At 48.4% G+C, this 22,729-nt stretch carries 18 protein-coding genes, 1 other RNA gene and 1 pseudogene; 15 read left to right on the plus strand and 5 right to left on the minus strand.

Annotated elements, in window-relative coordinates:
• The first annotated feature begins 53 nt into the window (after nucleotides 1–53).
• The 13 genes and pseudogenes from FS806_RS15600 (at nucleotide 54) to ssrA (ending at nucleotide 13,808) form a co-directional block, all read left to right on the plus strand.
• Complete coding sequence (locus FS806_RS15600) at nucleotides 54–572, plus strand: PCYCGC motif-containing (lipo)protein (RefSeq protein ID WP_225312823.1); 519 nt, start codon at nucleotides 54–56, stop codon at nucleotides 570–572.
• Nucleotides 573–707: 135 nt separating this feature from the next.
• A pseudogene (locus tag FS806_RS15605) lies at nucleotides 708–788 on the plus strand (DUF2200 family protein); the annotation flags it as partial.
• Nucleotides 789–1,022: 234 nt separating this feature from the next.
• Nucleotides 1,023–2,045 carry a sugar-binding transcriptional regulator gene (locus FS806_RS15610; protein WP_144938340.1) on the plus strand — a complete coding sequence of 341 codons (1,023 nt, stop codon included), beginning with the start codon at nucleotides 1,023–1,025 and terminating at the stop codon, nucleotides 2,043–2,045.
• A 104-nt stretch (nucleotides 2,046–2,149) separates the two neighbouring features.
• Nucleotides 2,150–3,154 (plus strand): type I glyceraldehyde-3-phosphate dehydrogenase, encoded by a 1,005-nt coding sequence (gap, locus tag FS806_RS15615; RefSeq protein ID WP_144938343.1) that lies wholly within the window; start codon nucleotides 2,150–2,152, stop codon nucleotides 3,152–3,154.
• Nucleotides 3,155–3,240: 86 nt separating this feature from the next.
• Nucleotides 3,241–4,422, plus strand: coding sequence for a phosphoglycerate kinase (locus FS806_RS15620; protein ID WP_144938346.1), 1,182 nt, complete (start codon nucleotides 3,241–3,243; stop codon nucleotides 4,420–4,422).
• Between the two features lie 25 nt (nucleotides 4,423–4,447).
• Nucleotides 4,448–5,200 (plus strand): triose-phosphate isomerase, encoded by a 753-nt coding sequence (gene tpiA, locus FS806_RS15625; RefSeq protein WP_144938349.1) that lies wholly within the window; start codon nucleotides 4,448–4,450, stop codon nucleotides 5,198–5,200.
• A 3-nt stretch (nucleotides 5,201–5,203) separates the two neighbouring features.
• Nucleotides 5,204–6,745, plus strand: a complete 1,542-nt coding sequence (gene gpmI, locus FS806_RS15630; RefSeq protein ID WP_144938352.1) for a 2,3-bisphosphoglycerate-independent phosphoglycerate mutase — start codon at nucleotides 5,204–5,206, stop codon at nucleotides 6,743–6,745.
• 133 nt (nucleotides 6,746–6,878) lie between these two features.
• Nucleotides 6,879–8,171 carry a phosphopyruvate hydratase gene (gene eno, locus FS806_RS15635; protein WP_144938355.1) on the plus strand — a complete coding sequence of 431 codons (1,293 nt, stop codon included), beginning with the start codon at nucleotides 6,879–6,881 and terminating at the stop codon, nucleotides 8,169–8,171.
• 308 nt (nucleotides 8,172–8,479) lie between these two features.
• Nucleotides 8,480–9,187, plus strand: a complete 708-nt coding sequence (locus FS806_RS15640; RefSeq protein ID WP_144938358.1) for a M50 family metallopeptidase — start codon at nucleotides 8,480–8,482, stop codon at nucleotides 9,185–9,187.
• A gap of 250 nt (nucleotides 9,188–9,437) precedes the next feature.
• Nucleotides 9,438–9,671, plus strand: coding sequence for a preprotein translocase subunit SecG (secG, locus tag FS806_RS15645; RefSeq protein WP_144938361.1), 234 nt, complete (start codon nucleotides 9,438–9,440; stop codon nucleotides 9,669–9,671).
• A gap of 360 nt (nucleotides 9,672–10,031) precedes the next feature.
• A complete protein-coding gene (gene rnr / locus FS806_RS15650) occupies nucleotides 10,032–12,497 on the plus strand; it encodes a ribonuclease R (protein WP_144938364.1) in 2,466 nt (821 codons plus the stop codon).
• A 97-nt stretch (nucleotides 12,498–12,594) separates the two neighbouring features.
• The gene (gene smpB, locus FS806_RS15655) at nucleotides 12,595–13,074 is read left to right on the plus strand and encodes an SsrA-binding protein SmpB (protein WP_144938367.1); all 480 of its coding nucleotides are present in this window, start codon (nucleotides 12,595–12,597) and stop codon (nucleotides 13,072–13,074) included.
• A 364-nt stretch (nucleotides 13,075–13,438) separates the two neighbouring features.
• Nucleotides 13,439–13,808: a transfer-messenger RNA gene (ssrA, locus tag FS806_RS15660) on the plus strand.
• Between the two features lie 257 nt (nucleotides 13,809–14,065).
• Here the strand turns inward: ssrA and FS806_RS15665 are convergent.
• The gene (locus FS806_RS15665) at nucleotides 14,066–14,863 is read right to left on the minus strand and encodes a hypothetical protein (protein ID WP_144938370.1); all 798 of its coding nucleotides are present in this window, start codon (nucleotides 14,861–14,863) and stop codon (nucleotides 14,066–14,068) included.
• A gap of 875 nt (nucleotides 14,864–15,738) precedes the next feature.
• Here FS806_RS15665 and FS806_RS15670 point away from each other — a divergent pair.
• Entirely contained in the window at nucleotides 15,739–16,152 is a 414-nt protein-coding gene (locus tag FS806_RS15670; RefSeq protein ID WP_260982109.1) for a hypothetical protein, read from the plus strand.
• On the plus strand, nucleotides 16,145–16,366 hold the full coding sequence (locus FS806_RS15675) for a type II toxin-antitoxin system HicA family toxin (protein ID WP_144938373.1): 222 nt from the start codon (nucleotides 16,145–16,147) through the stop codon (nucleotides 16,364–16,366). The genes FS806_RS15670 and FS806_RS15675 overlap by 8 nt, the downstream gene beginning before the upstream one ends.
• A gap of 713 nt (nucleotides 16,367–17,079) precedes the next feature.
• Here the strand turns inward: FS806_RS15675 and FS806_RS15680 are convergent.
• The 4 genes from FS806_RS15680 to FS806_RS15695 all read right to left on the minus strand — a co-directional run bounded on the left by FS806_RS15680 (nucleotide 17,080) and on the right by FS806_RS15695 (nucleotide 20,795).
• Nucleotides 17,080–17,847 (minus strand): MerR family transcriptional regulator, encoded by a 768-nt coding sequence (locus tag FS806_RS15680; protein WP_144938376.1) that lies wholly within the window; start codon nucleotides 17,845–17,847, stop codon nucleotides 17,080–17,082.
• Nucleotides 17,822–18,748 (minus strand): DUF2268 domain-containing putative Zn-dependent protease, encoded by a 927-nt coding sequence (locus tag FS806_RS15685; protein ID WP_144938379.1) that lies wholly within the window; start codon nucleotides 18,746–18,748, stop codon nucleotides 17,822–17,824. The genes FS806_RS15680 and FS806_RS15685 overlap by 26 nt, the downstream gene beginning before the upstream one ends.
• 422 nt (nucleotides 18,749–19,170) lie before the next feature.
• On the minus strand, nucleotides 19,171–19,707 hold the full coding sequence (locus FS806_RS15690) for a hypothetical protein (protein ID WP_144938382.1): 537 nt from the start codon (nucleotides 19,705–19,707) through the stop codon (nucleotides 19,171–19,173).
• A gap of 11 nt (nucleotides 19,708–19,718) precedes the next feature.
• Nucleotides 19,719–20,795, minus strand: coding sequence for a ParM/StbA family protein (locus FS806_RS15695; RefSeq protein WP_144938385.1), 1,077 nt, complete (start codon nucleotides 20,793–20,795; stop codon nucleotides 19,719–19,721).
• Between the last annotated feature and the right edge of the window lie 1,934 nt (nucleotides 20,796–22,729).

Consider the following 22,729-nt stretch of genomic DNA (forward strand, 5'->3'; position numbering starts at 1 on the left):
TTGTTTGATAGACAGAAGCTGTCTTTAGACTAATTTACTAAGGAGGCGATAATATGAGAAATCGCCGGCTTGTGCGGACTCGCTGGATTTTTCCGATGGCTTTGCTGCTGCTTGCTTCCATGCTGGCAACCGCCTGCGGCGCGAAGGAGGCGAACTCGGGAGGGCACGAATCCGATAAGGTGACCCGTCTGCCGAACGGAGACCTTCAGGAAATAACGGCATCGACCGATCAACTGCCCGCCTTTCTGGATGGCAAGCATGAGGTGATTGTCCATGCGTACCAAACGGCTGCCGCGAATATGGAGCTTCTCGATTGGATTCCTTGCTACTGCGGCTGCGGAGAGGTGGCCGGACATAGCAACAATAAAAACTGCTTCATTAAGGAAGTCCGTGAAGACGGTTCGGTGGTCTGGGATGATCATGGCACCCGGTGCAACGTGTGTATTGAAATTGCGGAGGTGTCCGCCCAAATGAAGGAACAAGGGATGACGGACAAAGACATTCGTCAAGTAATCGATAAGGCCTATCAGGAAGGATATGCACAGCCGACCAAAACTTCGATGCCTGATTAATATAGAGTAGGAGAAAGTTCATTGAGATGTCTCAGTGAACTTTCTTTTTTTATATCCCGGCGATTAATGAAAGGGAGAGGGTTCCATTTTACATAAGTGGGGAGGTGTTCGGTGGCATGGAGTTCCCTGGAATGGCCCGTTGAAATTCGTTATTTGGATAAGCTAATCGATGAGTTGGCAAAGGGAAAAGCGATGGAGAAGATTTTGCGGAAATAAAAAAATGCGACCCGGCCGAGGTGCGACGGAATAGGCTTCGAAGGGCATGTGTCACTTTGTGCGGTTATTTTTTAGGGCATCCCCTTCTTGCAAATTTTATGAAAATTGGATACAATGTGTCCATAAAGTTCTTTTTTTTATGAGTATATGGGACTGAAAATGTGTATGCGGGACATTTCGCGTCCATGGTTGCCAAAGCGTGGAATCCTAAGATTGGCGGGAGTGATATAAGCCATGAGGGCCATTCTGGAAATTCAAAAGCAGTTGATGCCCGACATGATCGAAATGTTGAAAAAAAGATACACGATCCTGCATCACATTCAGGTATCTCGTCTGGTAGGCCGCCGAACGCTCGCTTCTTCCCTGAATATGACTGAGCGCGTGTTAAGGGGCGAGGTCGAGTTTCTGAAGACCCAGGGCTTGCTGGAAGTGGAAAGCTACGGCATGAGGGTTAGTGAGGCGGGCCAGAAGCTGTTGGAGCAGCTGGAGCCGATGATTAAAGAGCTGTTCGGCTTATCCGACATGGAGAAGCAGATCCGGGATGCGTTCGGATTGGAGAAGGTCATCATCGTTCCCGGTGATTCCGATCAGTCTCCTTCCACGAAGAAGGAGTTGGGCCGAGCCGGGGCTTCGGCACTGCGCAAGATGGCCCAGGAAGCCGGCGTGATCGCCGTGACCGGCGGTTCCACGATGCATGAGGTAGCCAATCACCTGACTCCTACGACCCCGCTTAAGGGCAGCCTGTTCGTGCCGGCCAGGGGAGGCCTCGGGGAGAGTGTGGAGCTGCAGGCCAACACGATCGCATCTATTATGGCCAAGAAAACCGGAGGCCAGTACCGGCTGCTGCACGTTCCCGATCATCTCGGGGAGGAAGCCTATCAGTCTCTGATTCAGGACCCGAATATCCGCGAGATTATTGAGGTCATCCGGGATACCCGGATTGTCGTTCACGGAATCGGAGAAGCTATTGTTATGGCCAAGAGACGCAAGCTGGACAGGAATACGATCGATCGTCTGCTGGCGGACGGCGCTCTGGCGGAAGCATTCGGCTACTATTTCGACCGGGAAGGCCGGGTGGTGCACAAGATGCCTACCGCGGGACTCCGGCTGGAAGATTTGCAGAATACGAAGGTGATTGCTGTCGCCGGCGGCAGGAGCAAGGGCGAAAGTATAGCTTCGGTGCTCAAGTACGGCAAGGAGCATGTTCTCGTCATCGACGAGGCTGCGGCTACGGAAATGATGAATCATCTTCAGTGAAGCCAGTTTTTTGATAGAAAAAGGATAACCAAGTGATCTTGACGGGCCTTATCCGGTTCGTCTTGAGATATATATTAAGCACAAGAATGAGGAGGAAACACACCATGGTAAAAGTAGGGATTAACGGTTTTGGACGGATTGGCCGCAACGTTTTCCGCGCAGCGTTTAACAACCCGGAAGTCGAGATCGTAGCCATTAACGATTTGACAGACGTGAAGATGCTTGCTCATCTGCTCAAATATGATACCACTCATGGCAGATTCGAAGGATCTGTGGAAGCGGGAGAAGGCAGCATCATTGTTAACGGTAAAGAAGTTAAAGTATTCGCAGAGCGTGATCCGGGCAACCTGCCTTGGGGCAGCCTTGGCGTAGAAATCGTCGTTGAGTCGACGGGTATTTTCACAGCCAAAGAGAAAGCTGAAGCTCATATGAAAGGCGGAGCCAAGAAGGTTATCATCTCTGCTCCGGCTACTAACGAAGACATCACGATCGTTATGGGCGTTAACGAAGACAAGTATGATCCGGCCCAGCACAACATCATCTCCAACGCATCCTGTACGACCAACTGTCTGGCTCCTTTCGCCAAAGTATTGAACGACAAGTTCGGTATTGTCAAAGGAATGATGACGACGGTTCACTCCTACACGAACGACCAGAACGTACTGGATCTGCCGCATAAGGACGCTCGTCGTTCCCGCGCTGCCGCCGAGAACATCATTCCTTCCACTACTGGAGCAGCCAAAGCGGTTTCCCTTGTTCTGCCCGAGCTTAAGGGCAAGCTGAACGGAATGGCTTTCCGCGTACCTACTCCGAACGTATCGGTTACCGACCTTGTCGCTGAATTGAAAACGAACGTAACTGTAGACGAAGTAAACGCAGCATTGAGAGCGGCTGCCGAAGGCCCGCTGAAAGGTATCATGAACTACACGGAAGAGCCGCTTGTATCCAGCGACTTCAACGGAGATCCGGCTTCCTCCACTATCGACGCACTGTCCACTATGGTAGTTGGAGACAACATGGTTAAAGTCGTTTCCTGGTACGACAACGAGTGGGGCTATTCGAACCGCGTAGTCGATCTTGCTATTTACATCGCAGCTAAAGGCCTGTAATAAGAAGCTAACAAATTAGAGGAGAATAATCATTCTCCTCTAATTTTGAATGTAAACCGAAACGAATGTGAGAAGGAGGGACTCCCTTGAACAAGAAAAGCGTCCGTGATATAGATGTCAAAGGGAAAAGGGTTTTTGTCCGTGTAGATTTTAATGTGCCGCTCCAGAACGGTGAAATTACCGACGATACCCGGATTCGCGAAACTTTACCCACCATCCGTTATTTGATCGATAACGGCGCGAAGGTTATTCTGGCCAGCCATCTGGGCCGTCCCAAGGGACAGGTTGTCGAGGAGCTGCGTCTGACCCCGGCGGCACAGCGTCTGTCCGAGCTGTTGGGCAAGCCGGTGGCCAAAGCCGACGAGGCTATTGGCGAGAAAGTTCAAGCCATGGCAGCCGAGCTGAAGGAAGGAGACGTTCTCCTTCTGGAGAATGTCCGCTTCTATCCCGGAGAAGAGAAGAATGATCCCGAATTGGCGAAGGCGTTCGCATCGCTTGCCGATCTGTATGTGAACGACGCTTTCGGTGCCGCTCACCGGGCTCATGCTTCGACGGAAGGCATCGCGCATCATCTCCCTGCCGTATCCGGCCTGCTGATGGAGAAGGAGCTGGAGGTGCTGGGCAAGGCGCTGAACAATCCGGACCGTCCGTTTACAGCGATCATCGGAGGAGCCAAGGTTAAGGACAAAATCGATGTCATCGACAATCTGCTTAACCTCGCGGATAATCTGATTATCGGGGGCGGCTTGTCCTACACGTTCATCAAGGCTCAGGGCCATGAAATCGGCAAATCGCTGGTCGACAACGAGAAGCTAGATTTGGCTCTGGACTTTATCAAGAAGGCGAAGGAGAAGGGAGTTAATTTCCTGCTGCCGGTTGATATTGTCGTGACGGACGATTTCAGCGAGAATGCCAACACGAAGGTGGTCGGCATCGATCAAATTCCTGCGGATTGGGAAGGAATCGACATCGGACCGAAAACGCGAGAAATCTACGCCGACGTTATTAAAAAATCCAAGCTGGTCGTATGGAACGGGCCGATGGGCGTGTTCGAGATCGAGCCGTTCTCCAAAGGCACCCTCGCGGTAGGCGAAGCTTGTGCGGAGACGGAAGCTTACACCATTATCGGGGGCGGAGATTCCGCAGCGGCTGCCGAGAAGTTCAACCTGGCCGACCGGATGGATCATATCTCTACAGGCGGAGGCGCTTCTCTGGAGTTCATGGAAGGGAAAGCACTGCCGGGCGTAGTCGCTCTTAACGATAAATAATCTAGCCTGAAAGGAGCGGATGAAAATGAGAAAACCAATTATCGCCGGGAACTGGAAAATGTTCAAAACGGTCAAGGAAGCCCGCGAGTTTGCCTCTCAAGTGAAAGGCAAGGCGGAAGTGGACGGGGTAGAAGCCGTCATTTGCGCTCCCTATACCCAACTGGCCGCGCTAGTTGATGCGCTTCAGGGAACGTCGATCAAGGTTGGGGCACAGAACCTTCACTGGGAAGAAAGCGGAGCTTACACCGGGGAAATCAGCGGACCGATGCTGCAGGAGACCGGGGTGCAGTATGTCATCATCGGGCATTCCGAGCGCCGCGCTTATTTCGCTGAAACGGACGAAACCGTCAACAAGAAGGTGCATGCCGCTTTTAAATATGGCTTGACCCCGATCGTATGCGTGGGCGAGAAGCTGGAGGAAAGAGAAGCCGGCCGCACGAAGGAAGTATGCAAGACTCAAACGGCCGGAGCTTTGCAAGGCCTGACTGCCGAGCAGGCTGCTCAGGTAGTCATTGCCTATGAGCCTATTTGGGCGATCGGTACGGGCAAATCGTCCACGGCGGAAGACGCCAATGACGTCATCAGCTACATTCGCCAGTTGGTTCAGGAGCAATTCGATGCGGCAACGGCGGAAGCGATCCGCATTCAATACGGCGGAAGCGTGAAGCCGGGGAACATCCGCGAGTATATGCAGATGTCCGATATTGACGGAGCTCTCGTGGGCGGAGCCAGCCTGGAGCCGGATTCCTACATCCAACTAGTGGAAGGAGCTCGATAAGCGATGTCCAGACCGAAACCGTTGGCGCTTATTATTCTGGATGGATTCGGCCTTCGCGAAGAGGTCCAGGGCAATGCTGTCGCTCAAGCCAACAAGCCTAATTACGACCGTTACTGGCAGCAATATCCTCACACGACTCTGACCGCATGCGGAGAGGCCGTCGGACTGCCGGAAGGGCAGATGGGCAACTCCGAGGTAGGCCATCTGAACATCGGTGCCGGCCGGATCGTCTATCAGGACCTGACCCGCATCTCGAAGTCGATTCGTGAAGGGGAGTTCTACAGCAACGAGGTGCTGCAGGAGGCTATCCTTCACGCGAAGCAGAACAACAAGAAGGTTCATCTGTACGGCTTGCTATCGGATGGCGGCGTACATAGCCATATTGATCATTTGTATGCCTTGCTGGAGCTGTGCAAGAAGGAAGGCGTTCAGGATGTTTATATTCATGCGTTCCTGGACGGCCGGGATGTGGCACCGGATAGCGCCAAGACCTATATGGAGCAATTGTTGAGCAAGATCGAGGAAATCGGAGTCGGCCGGGTTGCTACCGTTCAGGGCAGATACTATGCCATGGACCGTGACAAGCGCTGGGACCGGGTAGAGAAATCGTACCGCGCCATGGTATACGGCGAAGGCCCGAAATTCCGCGATCCGATCGAAGCGATCGTGCAATCCTATGAGCAATCCGTCTATGACGAGTTCGTCCTGCCGACGGTTATCGTTGATGAGAACGGCGAACCGGCGGGCCGGGTGGAGTCGGAGGATTCCGTCATTTTCTTCAACTTCCGTCCGGACCGTGCGATTCAGCTGTCCCAGGTATTCACGAACAGTGATTTCCGTTCCTTCGACCGCGGAGAGCATTTCCCAACCAATCTGCACTTCGTCTGTATGACGCTGTTCAGTGAAACGGTTGGAGGATTCGTCGCCTACAAGCCGAAGGATCTGGATAATACGCTCGGAGAAGTGCTCGCGCAGAACGGCCTGACCCAGCTGAGGACCGCCGAGACGGAAAAATATCCGCACGTCACCTTCTTCTTCAGCGGCGGCCGGGATGTAGAGCTGCCGGGTGAAACGAGAGTTCTGATCGACTCTCCGAAAGTGGCCACCTACGATTTGAAGCCGGAGATGAGCGCTTACGAATTGACCGAATCGACCCTCCGCGAGATTGAGTCCGGCAAGCATGATGTCATTATTCTCAATTTCGCCAATCCGGATATGGTAGGCCATTCCGGTCTGGTGGAGCCGACCGTTCGTGCGGTCGAAGCGGTGGATGAGTGCCTCGGCAAGCTCGTGGAGGCCATCCTGGCCAAAGGCGGAACGGCCGTCATCACAGCCGACCACGGCAACGCGGATATTGTCCGCGATGAGCAGGACCGTCCGTTTACGGCCCATACGACCAATCCTGTGCCTTTTATCGTGACGGACAACAACGTTTCCCTCAGGGAAGGCGGGATTCTGGCCGATATCGCCCCGACAATGCTGAGCTTGCTCAATCTGGAGCAGCCTGAGCAGATGACCGGCCAAACTCTGATCGTGAGTAAGTAATTTCGTCCGGGCGAAGCTAACACAGGAAATCGAACGAAGATGATGTTCGGCCTGGTTAGAGTCCCCGCATATGGACGAGTGTCTTAATCTGATGATATGATCGGATAGAATATGACAAAGGAGAGCTGACGAAATGACTATTATTGCAGATGTATACGCCCGCGAAGTGTTGGATTCCCGCGGAAATCCGACCGTAGAAGTGGAAGTTGCTTTGGAATCCGGAGCCAGGGGGCGCGCGATCGTTCCTTCGGGAGCTTCTACCGGAGCTTATGAAGCGGTAGAGCTTCGCGACGGTGACAAGTCCCGTTATTTGGGCAAAGGGGTTCAAAAAGCGGTCGATAACGTAAATTCGATCATCGCTCCGGAAATTATCGGTCTGGATGCTATCGACCAAGTCGCTATCGACAAGAAAATGATCGAGCTGGACGGCACCCCGAACAAAGCGAAGCTGGGAGCCAACGCCATTCTGGCCGTTTCGATGGCGGTTGCCCGTGCGGCTGCGGAAGCGCTGGATGTTCCTCTGTACACTTATCTTGGCGGCTTCAACGCTAAGACCTTGCCTGTTCCGATGATGAACATTCTGAACGGCGGAGCCCATGCAGACAACAACGTGGACGTGCAGGAATTCATGGTTCTTCCAGTCGGTGCTCCTTCCTTCAAGGAAGCTCTGCGGATCGGAACGGAAATTTTCCACAGCTTGAAGTCCGTACTCAAGGAAAAAGGATTGAACACCGCTGTAGGCGACGAAGGCGGCTTCGCTCCTAACCTGGCTTCCAACGAAGAAGCGATTACGACGATTATTTCCGCTATCGAGCGTGCAGGCTATAAGCCGGGAGTAGACGTATTCCTCGGAATGGACGTTGCTTCCACCGAATTCTTCAAGGATGGCAAGTATCATTTGGAGGGCGAAGGCAAATCCTTCACTTCCGCAGAGTTCGTTGATTTCCTTGCTTCCTGGGTAGAAAAATATCCGATCATCACGATCGAAGACGGCTGCGCAGAGGACGATTGGGATGGCTGGAAGCTGCTGACCGATAAACTGGGCGGCAAAGTTCAGCTCGTCGGAGACGATCTGTTCGTTACGAACACGAGCCGTCTGTCCGATGGAATCGAGAAGGGCGTAGGCAACTCGATCCTGGTTAAAGTAAACCAAATCGGTACGCTGACCGAGACCTTCGATGCTATCGAAATGGCGAAGCGCGCCGGCTACACGGCCGTTATCTCCCACCGTTCCGGGGAAAGCGAAGACAGCACGATTGCCGATATCGCCGTAGCTACCAATGCCGGCCAAATCAAGACCGGTGCTCCTTCCCGTACGGACCGCGTGGCGAAGTACAACCAATTGCTCCGCATCGAGGACCAACTGGGCAGCGTCAGCCAATATGGCGGCAAGCAAGCATTTTACAACCTGAAGAACTTTAAATAATACGTCTGCTTGAAGTATGAGGGGATGCCCCAGCTTTAAGGGCGAAACAAACGGGCTATGCTGAGATCATTCAGCATAGCCTAACTTATAGATTGGGATTAAAATGATGCCAATCGAAAATAGGACGCTGAAACTTAACGTCCGGAGGAACGTAATATAACAAGGACCGGAAGTGTGGCTCGGAAGAGTCGCGGTTAACCTAAAGCTTGATACTAAGGAAGATTCATTGGCAACCATATTTACCGTGCAAGGTTAAGTAGTAAGGTGGTAATTCATCATTAGACCGAAAAAATACTGGAGGGGATCGGATGGGAAGATGGCTGGTAACGATACTTTTTTTGATAGTGAGCGCCTTTTTGACCCAATGGATTCCCTTCTCTTCTTTCTTCCGGAATTTGAATACGTTGATTCACGAGTTCGGGCACGCCCTGACGACATTGGTTCTGTCCGGCAAGGTATTGTATATTGAGCTGTATTCCGACCACAGCGGAGTGACCCGGTCGGCGGTCAAGGATTCTTGGGCCTTCATTCCCGTCGCTTTAGCGGGATATACGACTTCTTCGTTGTTTGCCTGGTTTATGTTCTCCCTGGACGCCAAGGGCAAGCAGAAGCTCGCATTGTCGATCATAACGGGCATTGCCGTTCTGAGCCTGATCCTGTTCGTCCGCAACTCGTTCGGAATGCTGTGGCTCGCCGGATTTATCGCGCTGACCGTCGTCGTCCTGCTGGTGGGGGGCCAGAAGCTTGGCCGCTTCTATTATTTGCTCATTTCCTTCCTCATGCTGGAGGATTCGGTATTCGGCTCGTTCTCCTTGATTCTGTACGCCTGGGAAGATTCGACGAGTGCGGGAGATGCCACTCTGCTGAGCCAACATACGCCGCTTCCGGCGATTGTGTGGGCGGGATTTTTCACCGTATTCTCCTTATGGTGCGCAGTCAAAGCTCTGATGACCTTCATCGGGCCCAAGAATGCACCCAAACCGGTTACAGCATCTAACGAGAGCCAGTTGTTCTAGGGAGCATGCCTGAAAATGCCGCCGGCTTCTTCAAGCTTAAAACCATGAATGCTTAAGGCCTTCAAAGGTTAGAATGGTTTACCATTAATGACATGGAATGTTTTGGAATTAGGACAAACATTAATTGTATTTTGGGCCGGCGTATGTTAAAATAAGTTTGCTGTGTCGGTTTCGGCTTTATTTCTCATGGAGAAACAAATCAACGCTGACGGACGATGCTGCACTGGAACTTGTCTTAGGAGGTGGAATTATGGTTGTTGCATTGAAAATCATCTTGATTATCTTTTCGCTAGGCTTGATTGCCGTTGTGCTCCTTCAAAAAGGGAAAAGCGCAGGCTTGTCAGGTGCCATCTCCGGGGGTGCGGAACATCTGTTCGGTAAGCAGAAAGCTCGCGGGCTGGATCTTCTCTTGTCCCGGTTGACGGCTGTTTTGGCTGCGGGCTTTATCATTGTTGCTTTGTTGATCGGTTATTTCGTAAAATAAAGAGCGAATTCGAATGCAGCAGGAGTTTTCCTGCTGTTTTTGTATTTCTGAGGCTTTGATCCGAATACATAACCCGGTGTGAACGGAAATTCCCTTCAGGGAATATTATAAAACGCTAATATGTTGGCGATAAGATGGACATTCCATTAGCGGAGGATGAAAGGGCGCTTGTGGACGAGTTTACGGTATGGCCAACGTCTCTGAATGCTTCGCTCGCCACTAATTGACTCAGGCAGAAGTTTTTTTCGCCCTTTAACGGATTTCATGTGCGTAAGGGGGATTAGTCCCTGTTCTTTGGGTAAATACTTTGAAGTAGGAAGCCATAAACCGGGACTTTATAAATGACTAAAGGAGATGCTAATGATAACGGAAGAAGAAATACTGAAGCTGCTGAATGATCCGGACTATCGTCCGATGACTTATCGTGAATTGGAGCAGCATTTTGAAATTAGCGATTCGCAAGATTATAAACAATTTCTGAAAATGTTAAACCGGATGGAGGAGGAAGGGACGGTATACCGGACCCGCAACGAGCGGTACGCCCTGCCGGATCGCCTGAATTTGATCAAGGGCCGGCTGCAGGCGCATCCCAAAGGATTCGGCTTCCTGATTCCGGAAGACAAAGATCTGGCCGATGTATACATTCATGCCAACGACATGGGCGGAGCCATGAATGGAGATACCGTTCTCGTCCGAATTTCCGTGAAGGGTCCGGCGGGAGGAAGGCTCGAGGGCGAAGTGATCAAAATCGTTCACCGGGCTACCACCCAGGTGGTCGGAGTTTTCGAGGATCACGACAGCTTTGCTTTCGTCATTCCGGATGACAAGCGGATTTCCCGGGATATTTTCGTGGCGAAGGAAGGATATATGGGCGCGGTCCACGGCCAGAAGGTGGTAGCCCGAATTATCAGCTACCCGGAAGGAAGGGCGGCTGCCCAAGGGGAAGTCATTGAAATTCTCGGACATAAGAATGACCCCGGTGTGGACATTTTATCGATTATTCGCAAATTCCAGCTTCCGGAGCAGTTCAGCGACGAAGTGATGGCGGAAGCCCAGGCGGTGCCCGATACGATCAGCGAAGAGGAGCTGCGCGGACGGCGGGACCTGAGGAACAAGCGGATCGTGACGATCGACGGCGAAGATGCGAAGGATCTGGACGATGCGGTCAATGTGGAACGGCTTCCTAACGGAAATTATTTGTTGGGCGTGCATATCGCCGATGTCAGCTATTATGTGAAGGAAAATTCCGCTCTCGACCGGGAAGCTTACAATCGGGGCTGCAGCGTGTATCTGGTGGACCGGGTCATCCCGATGCTGCCGCACAGGCTGTCCAATGGAATCTGCAGCTTGAACCCGAAGGTGGACCGTCTGACGATGTCCTGCGAGATGGAAATCGACACCAAGGGGAAAGTCGTTAACCATGACATCTTTACCAGTGTCATCCGGACTACGGAGAGAATGACTTATAACAATGTGCGCAAAATTTTGACCGGTGAAGAGCCCGAGCTGCTGGAGCGGTACAAAGATCTGGTCGACGATTTCAAGCTGATGGAAGAGCTGGCGCTCAAGCTGAGAGCTTACCGCATGCAGCGGGGAGCCATCGATTTCGACTTTCAGGAATCGAAGATCATTGTCGATGAGAACGGCAAGCCTCTGGATATTGTCAAAAGGGAGCGGACGATTGCCGAGCAAATCATCGAGGAGTTCATGCTGAAAGCGAATGAGACGGTGTCGGAGCATTTTCATTGGTTGAAGGTGCCGTTTCTGTACCGGATTCACGAAGACCCGGATTCGGAAAAATTGATGCATTTTATGGGCTTTGTTACAAATTTCGGATATACAGTCAAGGGTAAGGGGAATACGGTTCATCCCCGGGCGCTGCAAACTCTGCTGGAGGAAATCAAGGGAAAGAAGGAGGAGACGGTCATCAGCACCGTGCTGCTCCGGTCGATGAAGCAGGCCCGGTATGACGCCGAGAGCCTGGGGCACTTCGGCTTGTCGGCGGAGTTCTATTCCCACTTTACTTCTCCGATCCGCCGTTATCCGGACCTGATTATCCACCGCATCATTCGCGAGGTGCTGGAGCAGGGGAATTTGTCGGAGAAGCGGACGGAATATTTGGCCTCCCGCATGGAGGACATCGCTCGTCAGTCTTCGGAACGGGAGAGATTAGCGGTCGAGGCGGAGCGGGAAACCGATGCGCTGAAGAAGGCCGAGTATATGCTCGATAAAGTCGGAGAAGAGTTCACCGGCATCATCAGCAGCGTCACCAACTTCGGAATGTTCGTCGAGCTGGAGAATACGGTGGAGGGGCTGATTCGCCTGAGCGATCTCGCCGATGATTATTATCACTATCACGAGATGCAGCATCTGTTGATCGGAGAGCGGACCTCGAGAATTTACCGCATCGGGGATGAGGTGAAGGTGAGGGTAGCTCGCGTCAATCTCGACGAGCATACGATCGACTTCGAGCTCGTCGAAGCGATAGCCCGCAGCTCGAAGGGAGAGGCCCGCGAGCTAATCGGCGCCGCCAAGCGCGGCCGGAACGGCGGTTCGTCTGCCGCCCGCTCCAAGAAGGGAGCGGAAGGCGCAGGCCGCCGAAGCGCCAAGCGCCAAGCGGCTGGCGAAGCCTTGGTCCCCGCTCCGGGGGAGGGGGACCAAGGTGCCGCCGCAGCGGGCCGCGCGGGAGCCGCGCGCAAGAGCCGCGCCGCAGGCGTCTTCGTCCCCGGCCGGGAGGGCGGGGATGAAGGGGCCGCGAAGAGGCGGAAGCGCAAGGCGGCGGCGCCGTTCTACGCCGGCGTGAAGAAGCGGCGGCGGAAGAAGTGAAAGATCGGATATAACGAAAAACTCCCGGGGAGATCCCTTGATTTATGCCCCGGGAGTTGGTACAATTAGCTCCTAGTTAGATGAAGGAGTGATTGTTATGGGCAAGAATAGCGAGAGCAAGACGCTCGCCCAGAACAAGAAGGCTTCCCATGATTACTTTATCGAGGAAACTTACGAATGCGGCCTGGTGCTTACCGGCACAGAGATCAAATCTCTGCGCGGGGGCAGAGCCAACATCAGTGACAGCTTCGCTACGATTCGTAATGGAGAAGCATTTGTGCACAATATGCATATAAGCCCTTTCGAACAGGGAAATCGGTTCAATCCGACCGATCCTACAAGGGCCCGCAAACTGCTTCTTAAGCGAGCCGAGATCAACAAGCTGATCGGTGCGGTTAAGCAGGAAGGCTATACGCTGGTTCCCTTGAAGGTTTACGTGCGCAACGGCTATGCCAAGCTGCTGATCGGACTGGGCAAAGGGAAGAAGCAGTACGACAAGCGCCAATCCGCTGCTAAACGCGACGCCAACCGCGACATCCAACGAGCGCTGCGGGAGAAGCAGAAGGTTGCACGTTAAGTAGCTCCCAGGCAATTTGTGGTTGTGTTGGGACCGCTGTTATCTCGTGGGCTTGTGTAAGGTTGTCCCGTTAAGACCTTATCTCTCATATTCCCGTTTACTGGATGCGTGAGGTGTCAATCAGCACTTATGATTAATGCTTAATAGATATGCTGTCTCGCCGGAGTTCTCTAATGGTTTAGCAAAGCCAGAGATCTCCTTGCTTTCCATGAAACGCCCATGCAGATGAGGGTGGTTTATGGTATACTAAAGGTATCAGTCCGTTCTTGGAACGGCTTATTATAGGCTCATGATCTCGATGATGCAGACGTTCCGGGAGTAGTGATTCCGAACGTTGAACCATCGATCCTATCGGCCTTATTACGGGGGCGTTTATGGATTCGACGGGGGTAGTTCGAGCATGGGTAGCGGGTAGTGGGGCTCGCGTCCACTATAAAACGCGTAAGCCAAATTTAAACGGCAAAACTAACAATCAACCTGTAGCTCTGGCTGCCTAATAAGCAGTCGCTACGCTCCTACTCTGCATCGCCCATGTGCCGGGCTAGGGGCTCAACTATAGTGGGATACGCCGCTTAGTCTCCGCCTGGGGCTAACGGAAGAAGACAATCAGGCTGACCTTAAGAGAACCCAGTTGCAGGGGGCCTCCTAGGGTGACATCAAATCTGCGACTACACCCGTAGAAGCCTGTGTGGCGTTATCTTCGGACAGGGGTTCGACTCCCCTCGCCTCCATAACACAGCAAAAGACACCCGAAGAGGGTGTTTTTTGTTGTGCGTGGAGGGGGAGGCAGAACCCCGCGGGTCGTCCGCGCGCAGGGAGCGGTTGAGTGATCTTCGGAGTAAAGGCATCAAGCGGACGAGCACGGCATCTAACATTACCGATAAGGTTGTCTTCGACAGGATCTGCTTCGAGAGCAGGTTCAATAAGGATGTTAGATACTCTCCTCGCCTCCACCATGATGAACCCATCCGCATGAGGATGGTGTTATTGCTTATCTATAAAATGGATTGTGATGATTGGCTAAAAATAATTGCAGGTAGTCTCCAAAGCTTACTTCGGTGAGGTCCTTTGTATCTTCCCATTCAAAACATCGTATATTCTTAAGTAATGAAAAGAAAGCGGTGTTTCTCAAAAGTTCAACAATTAGATTATTTTTGCTGCTAGAACCTTTCGTATCACTACTCTGGTTGAGTATAATTGTGCGAGTCATGCCTAGCAAAATATCGACCAGTTCAACTCCAATCTCTTGTCCTTTTGGTACTAGATGACTTTCGTTCACAATAAATCTTTCTCCCCTATACAGTGACTGAACGTTTAACTGATCTTTAAGGCGTTCATGGAGCTTGAAGCTCTGATACTCGGTTGAATCCTCAATTCTTAGGTTTGCTTCAATAAACACATTTCTGCCATAACGTCGCAACAGACCGTATATTATTCTCTCGGGGAATTTTGTGTATATCATTTCTTCAGCTATGTATTTTGCGAAATCGCTCTTGTTTGCAATTGCAGAATAGTCGTAATTGATAACAAAAAATTTAAGAAGATGATTGTACCTAGATACAATATTAATAACCTCAGAAATATCAGCTTTGAGTTTTTCGTATCCAGTATATTCAGTCCAGTGGAGTTTCAATTCTCCGTCTCTTAACCGCTGGGACAAGAGTTGGAAAGGTTCTGATAGGTATAATTGGCGTGGGACAGACAGTGCTCCCATAAGGTTAGGTTTGTTCTTTCGTTTTCCGCTTTCATCAAAGAATACGTCTAATATTTCTGTTTTAGGTCGTTGCATATGTCCTCCTATTCGATGAGTTGAAGAAAAAATCGTTTAGTTGTCTTTACTTCTCAGTCTACATTCTGTATAATGAAGTCATACAAATCGTCTCATTCCTAGGAGTGCGATGAAAAAGTAAGGCAAGAGAGTAGTTCATTCCCAGGAGTGCGCGAAATCTTACCGATACAGCAGGCTACCTTTTTAAGGTAGTTTTTTTGTTTTAATTTTACGCTACAATATACGTATTGCCAATAGGTTTTACGGGATGAGAGAGGCCTGTGTGGCGTTATCTTCGGACAGGGGTTCAACTCCCCTCGCCTCCATAACACAACAAAAGACACCCGAAGAGGGTGTTTTTTGTTGTGCATGGAGGGGGAGGCAGGACCCCGGGGGTCAACCGCGCACAGGGAACGGAATGTGTTGCAACTGGTGGAGCATAAAGCGAACGAGCACGGCATCTAACATTACCGATAAGGTTGTCATCGACAGGTCAGCCCGAGAGCAGGTTCAATAAAGATGTTAGATACTCCCCTCGCCTCCATAACACAACAAAAGACACCCGAAGAGGGTGTTTTTTGTTGTGCATGGAGGGGGAGGCAGGACCCCGGGGGTCAACCGCGCACAGGGAACGGAATGTGTTGCAACTGGTGGAGCATAAAGCGAACGAGCACGGCATCTAACATTACCGATAAGGTTGTCATCGACAGGTCAGCCCGAGAGCAGGTTCAATAAAGATGTTGGATACTCCCCTCGCCTCCACCAATACCATGTGAAGAGACACTGAGAAGGTGTTTTTTTGTTGTTTATAAGTATGTTTTTAATCTTTGTGAATATACTACATAGTGTACGTTATGTACATAATTTTGTATAATGAGGGGTGAGGAGGGGTGATTATGCAAGTGCTTAATGCCACAGACGTTAGAGCGAATTTTGGCGGATTTATTGATACGATTGTTCGGGAGAAGCCTCAAGCAATCAAACGGAACAGAGATGTGATTATGGCATTTTCTAAGCCGCAAATGAAGGAATTACTTTCTGTATATGAGTTAACATTTGAATATGAGCAAGATGAAGATGGTCGATATACCGGATCAATTGAGCAAATCGAGGATATCGTTGCTGATGGAGAGACTCTAGAGGAACTCAGAATCGAGTTGGCTAGACACTTAATCGAATATGCAATTGACTATGAAATCAATTATTCCCGTTACTACAATACCCCCAACCGACACAAACATGCTCCCTACATCTTACGAGTTCTTTTGGAAGACGATATTGAGTCGGTTGCACGAATGTTCTATGCCTAGCTGGAGTGATTTAGAAAGTTTTTTAAGACGCGATGGATGGGTTATGGTGAGGCAGAATGGCAGGGACAAAATTTTTGAGAAGACTCTTCCCGAAGGAGAGATTTTAAGAACGGCAGTTTCAAAAGGAACTGGGGAGATTGGTAAGGGGTTGTTCAATAGGATTTTAAAACAGCAGCTTCGAGTTGACAAAGAGTACTTCAATTCGAAAAAGTAGTTATTAGCAAGTAAATAGGGGGCCTCCTAGGGTGACATCAAAACTGCGACTACACCCGTAGAAGCCTGTGTGGCGTTATCTTCGGACAGGGGTTCAACTCCCCTCGCCTCCATAACACAACAAAAGACATGCGAAAAGGGTGTTTTTTGTTGTGCGTGGAGGGGGGAGGCAGGACCCCGGGGGTCAACCGCGCGCAGGGAGCGGAGGTTGTTGCATCTGGGTGGTGCATCAAGCGGACGAGCACGGCATCTAACATTACCGATAAGGTTGTCATCGACAGGATTGGCTGCGTAAGCAGGTTCAATAAGGATGTTAGATACTCCCCTCGCCTCCACCAATCCATCTAAAACGAACACAGAGCGTGGATTTTCAATCACCATAGAGTAGTAATCCCAATGAACAAGAAAAAGGCCGTCCGTGAAGATGCTGGCGGCTTATATTCATTTTTTTCACAGTAGTTCGCGTTCCAGATTTATAGAATAAAGTAACTTTCCATCTAAATCAACCTGGGTTTAACGGCCCTTAACAACCATACTCTCAAGTTTTTGATTAATTCAGGGAATGAAAGCTGTTCCAGGTTTAATTGCTGTAAACCCTTAATCTCTTGTTTGTCATTTTCAAGCATAACTACTCGTTACTTTAACAAAAGAAGCAGCCGATCGTGTAACCGCGGCCTTAATGGCGCGATTGTACCATTATTTTCCACCTGATCTTTAGGACAATTGAGAGACGTTCAACCCATTGATATTATGCATAATTGCATTGTATAGAAAATCTGCTAAATCTTCATTGCTATATTGATTAAAGTAGTTTTTGAAACGTGCATCGAATTTGTAGGTATTAGCAATACAAGCTAGTAACTCTGAATCACATGTAGTGAATTGCATTAGACTTTTTTTCCACTCCTCGATTAATCGCTGCACTTCATCCGAGGAAGGATCCTGATGGATACAAGACGCAATTTTTTTAAATATTTCTTCCATGGATGAAAATCGTTTCTCTTTTTCATCTGGTGATAATTTTTCCATCGTTTCGTTATACACTTTATACGCCTCTGTTTCGCCATAAATGAATCTTGCCTCATTTGCATACTGCTCTTTCAATGGCAAAACGGAAGAATTGTTGAAGAGCTGCAAATTACTAATATCATTCCCCGAAACGTATTCATCAAGAGCAACCATGATTGTTTCTAGTCTTTGTTTTCTGGATAATAAGGTTTGTCTCTGATTCTTTAATATTTGTTTCTGTTCTTGTTTGGTCAGCTTTATAATATCCGCAATTTCCTTCAAGGAAAAATCCATTTCCTTTAAGAACAAAATGGTTTGAAGTTTTTCCAAACTGCTTCGATCATATAGGCGATACCCCTTTTCCGTCAGATGTGTCGGTTTAAATAAATCGATTCTATCGTAATAATGCAGGGTCCGAGCTGTAATGCCTGTAATCTGAACAATATCTTTAACCGCTAATAATGGTTTCTTCATCCCAAAATCCTTTCACTTCGTCCAGTATTTGAGCAGCAGGTGTAATTGTGGCTTCAAAGATCGTTCTTCCTGTTTTTCTTAAATAATATTGGATTAAATAATATCCGCAAGCATAGCCAGCGCTATATGGCATATTGACCGGTTCAAAGTTTTGAAGCTTTGCGATCTCGTCACCGTAAAGATACGGTGCAAATTTCTCAAAACCGGTTAATTGCAATTTCTCTCTAAGCACGGGCTTTATGTGCCTGTTAAGTGTTTCTGCGTTTGTTTTCGTTACCCAGGGGCCGAGCAATTCTTCTCCAAACATGAACGCAGCATAGTTTTCAGCTAATCCTTCACTTACAATGAGCTCGCCCAAATTAACGGTGTGATCCCACTGAATAAATTGGTATCGAACATTATGGTTGCATTCGTGCGCCAGCGCAGCCTTCATTCGAGGAATCGTGTACTCATTTGGCAGGATTGTACCCCAGATAAACCCGGGAATGCCCCCAAAGCCGCTATATCCTTCGTTTATGGTTAAGGCACGACTTTCCGGATTCCCTAGTTGAATAGTGAACAAATATTCCGATATGGGGAGACTTATTCCATGTTCTATAAATAAATTGAGACCCTTCCTTACAGCGTGCTCACATTCTAACCAAAAAGAATCTGATGAAATCAACTCTATCTCAGGTGAAATCTGCTCGGTAATCTGGTCAGGGGATCGATGCATCATACTATTAAACGTTATAACGTCAAATCCATTCGCCTCTTCAGCTCTAAAAGGGATTTGTTGAATTTGCCATTGCTTCATAAAAGGGGCCATCATTTCGTTTCTGAATAATTCAAGCTTGTCCTCGGGCGAAGCCTGGGCAACTTTTTGATAAATATGATCTGAACGCAGTGATTTTATATTCATATCTCTAACTCCTTGTAGTTTATAGCGAGAATTATGCACTATGACCTAACGTCATAGTCAAGAGTTTTGGGATAAATACTTAAATACAGGTATTTGGAGCAGACATTCGTAATGCGGAGGTCGAATGGTACGGGAAACTGTGGTTAAAGCCTCAAACTTTTTTTGTCAAGAGTCAGATAGTGGCCGGAGGATGGCGCAGACGCATAAAAAAGATGACCCCACCCAGCCACACGGCCAAGCGGGGGATATCCAATTTTTTCTAGTAATACCTACGTTTCGTTTCGAGTTTAGTCGGAGAGAAAACAAAAAGGTTGTGGGCTTCAGCTAATGCTAAATCCACAACCGAGCGTTAGGCATAAAACGATCAAACAAGAAAGGGGCTTGTGCCGGCAAGCGGACTGCCCCTGTTTTCGTGTTTGGGGTTATGACAGTAAAGCTTTTAACTTTTCGATGTCAGGCTTATCTTGGAAAACGTTCTTGTTACCTTCCGTCGCTGTGATTGTTTTTTTGTGGGATGCAGCGTGCAATTTACTAATGGCTGGATTTTGTGCTCTCGTAGAATTTATGGGTCGGGTAGAAGGAGAGGACTCTTTTTGCAATTCGTTTATAATGGCTAGTTTAATTTCTTCGGCGACTTTCTGGATCACACTTTCATCTGTGCGGGATACACCGGTGCTGGATACATCGGTACTGGATACATCAGTTTTGGGTACACCGGCCTCCTTCTCTTGGATTGCCTCCAAAACGTATTCAATGCCTTTTGCTTTAATGCATTTATTAAGCTGTGCATACGATTGATCCAACCCGTTCAGATAACGATCGGCTTTCTCAATGAAAGCCTCCCGACAGAATCGTGTAAGGGCACGATTCTTTAGGAGTCGTTTGTAAAGTGTTAACAGCCTATTCTTCTGAAGGGCGGTTACGTCTATCTGAAAACTAATGGATTGGACTTTTTTCACATGGTTCACCCCTAGGTTGTTTGAAGAAGGTTGGTTTCCGGAATTTCCTCAACCTCGTATTCTTTTGCAAGCAAGAGTCCGAATTTAAAGAAACCTCTGGCATTTGAAATTTGGTGATCCGGCAATACATGAATATCTGTAACAAATTCCTTAAACCAGGGCTCCATTAATTGCGCTCCCCCACCCGTTAAAAAAACCATGTCAAACTTGCTTCTGTTTTGCCAACGTATTTGCAGTTCATTGATGAGGTACTCTGCTGTTTCACGGATGATTCTTTCCTTGACCTCTTTGATCGGTATCACAAGACGTTTGGAAGCTCTATAAACATCGTTATTGAATTGGACCTCCACTGTTTTAGGTGTCGCGTAAGCATCGGGATTTACGGTATTTATATAATCTGCCAGACGTTGATATACTTCATGAACCCCTACCTGAATGGTATGGCGGTCGTCAGGTACCGCTTTTAATGAATCAATGCCATCGCAATCTGTCGTACCCAAGCCAATGTCTACGATGCCGATATAAGAAGTTCCGATGTCATGACGGATGACATTTCCTGCTTCATCAATATATAAATCCAGGATACTACCAAGGGGCTGAGGCAAAACTTTGCATTCCTTTACTTCAATGGTTTTTTCTTTGTCATTCATTAATACAACGTGTCTGCCCTTGAATAATTCAATCAGCTCTTGTTCGCGAATGGTCCCTTTTTGCCTGGATGGACAACCGGTTATAAGCATAACATCGAAGGACCCTTCTTCTTCCTTGATTAGGCTGGCTAAGCCGAATTGACTGAGCAACTTATAATATTTTTGAGTGTATCTGTCTTCTGTTGTATAGGTGGAAAGGAACTTGCCTTTTGCTGTATTAACCTCATTGCCCCACACGTATCGTTCCCCTGGAAAATCGATGGACTCAAATTCATTGTAGTGTACCGGCTCGCCTTCTCCTGTGGAATCTTCTCTTAATGAATTTTCTTTGGTAAGGAATCCACTTGGGAGTACTAATTGTTTCACCTTGTTGCTGTACCCCTTAAAGTATCCGTTCCCATGATCAATTCCCATAATAACCAGCTTCTTTTTAGCCAAAAGTAACTCCTCCTCACAAGTCCTGTCTTACATCTCATATTCATCCGGGTGCAAATAACTTTCTGTTCAAAATGTGAATGTAAATAGTTATCAAATATTATGTTTAATCGCGACATTGTGTGACAAAAACCTATGCCCAGGGTTAGGGGGTAATAAACCAGCCAAAAAGGAAGGTGTCGAAGAATTAGGGAGGACATTCAAGGAAACAAGAGAATCCAGTTGAAACTATCAGACTGGTAGGTCATAGTCATGGAAGAAATGTTGCAATTATGGTCGCGAATCTTTTCGGAGAAGAAGACATAAAAGTCGAAACACTTGTGACTATTGCAAAGCCGGTAAGAGGGTATCAGTTTAAACAAGAAGTAGGACAGATCTTCATGTTTATAATGAACTGACGGAATCCAAACTAACGGCGGTAGTATCTGGTTGTTAGGAAAAAAGCGTCGAACGTTTTCGGCAGATGCCAATGAAAGTTGAAGTGGATAAAAAAATGACGGTATTTAATCGCATTCAGTAATGCATTCTAATCTAGAAAGGGTATATACATCCATAACTTGCGGACTTACTTATTAGATGGTCTCCTTCTTCATTTTGGGTATAGCAGGAGTTATCTTGATAACTCTATCATGCTTTCTCTCAGTCCAACATTATTCAAGAATGTATTAAGTAATTCTACAGGAGAAGAAATACGTATTCCTTTAGATATGACTGTAAATGATTCTGCGATCAGAGGATTAAATGCATTATAGGTTGAAAGCTCAACATTGAACGTTAAAGATCAACAAGGCAGCATGTCGGTGGCAGTATATCCCTAATGGCAGCGTCCATCAATTCTGTCAGGAAGTAAGTGTTTGGCTAGTAATATCTGTATATTATCGTTAAGTCCAGTATTATATAAAAATGGCGAAATCATAAGAGAGAAATAAATCGATACCAAGGGTTGAGGCTTAAAGCGCTGGGGACCTCCAGAATTGACTCGATCCGTACAGTCCTAGATGCGAAAGTGGAAGGGATGAATTTGTACTTTTCATGGAGCCGCATTCGTACAAATCCCCATGCGTGCCAATTATATTTGTCTCACTCGGCAATCACCATTAGGCTTGTTTTCCCGCCAAATTTACGTCACACCCCCATTTGCTGGTGCTTGTGAACACGCCGCCATCGGCAAAGGAGGTGAATTAGAATGGGTCTTTAGGGTACCCAAAATGCACCGAATCTCCAAATTTGACGCCAAGGTAAATAAAGTGTCTGGCCGGCGTTTGATTCTATTTCCGGAAGATCATTTCAAAGAAGATGTTTTGGGGAACGTGTTAACTGAGAATGCAGCCTCGGGCTCTATGTCTCTGTCCTTCCGAATCTGTTGCTGATGAAATGGAGGAACTTCTTAAGACGATTGTCTCGGAATATACGATTTTCAAATCCCACGAAGTGGAAGATTCATTAAGGCCCTTCACCTCGTCCCCTCGTAGTGTTTTATTGGCTTAACGGCCGTTACGAAGGGATTGACCTGAAAGATGATGATTGCCGCCCAATTATTTATTGACCTTCCGATTGGAATCGGACTGCCAGATAAATTCCTTCAAGATCGGTTAAAAGCGACAGAAATCTTTAATAATTTGCTTATTGCCTAAGTCATTCAAGGGCTGGCGCTGTACACGTGGCGCAAATGACCACGCGTTGGTATTATTCATGGGCTCAAGGGCCGGAAAGTATTTGTACAAAGATGAATTCCGAAGAATCTTACTGCAAAAATTGATGCGGAAATGGAACCAGGGTTTTCGCAGATAGATTACATTAAGAGCCTCGAGTCTTGGAAAACTGCAATTCAGGACTTCTACGGCTCAATTAACAATTCGAACTGGCAAGCTGCTGAAAGCTATATCCGTACGGAGACAGAAAAGAAAAAAACAGACCCCAACTAATGACTATTTTCG

Origin of the sequence: Paenibacillus sp. 32O-W (assembly GCF_007679495.1) — a bacterium.
Taxonomy (GTDB): Bacteria; Bacillota; Bacilli; order Paenibacillales; family NBRC-103111; genus Paenibacillus_L; species Paenibacillus_L residui.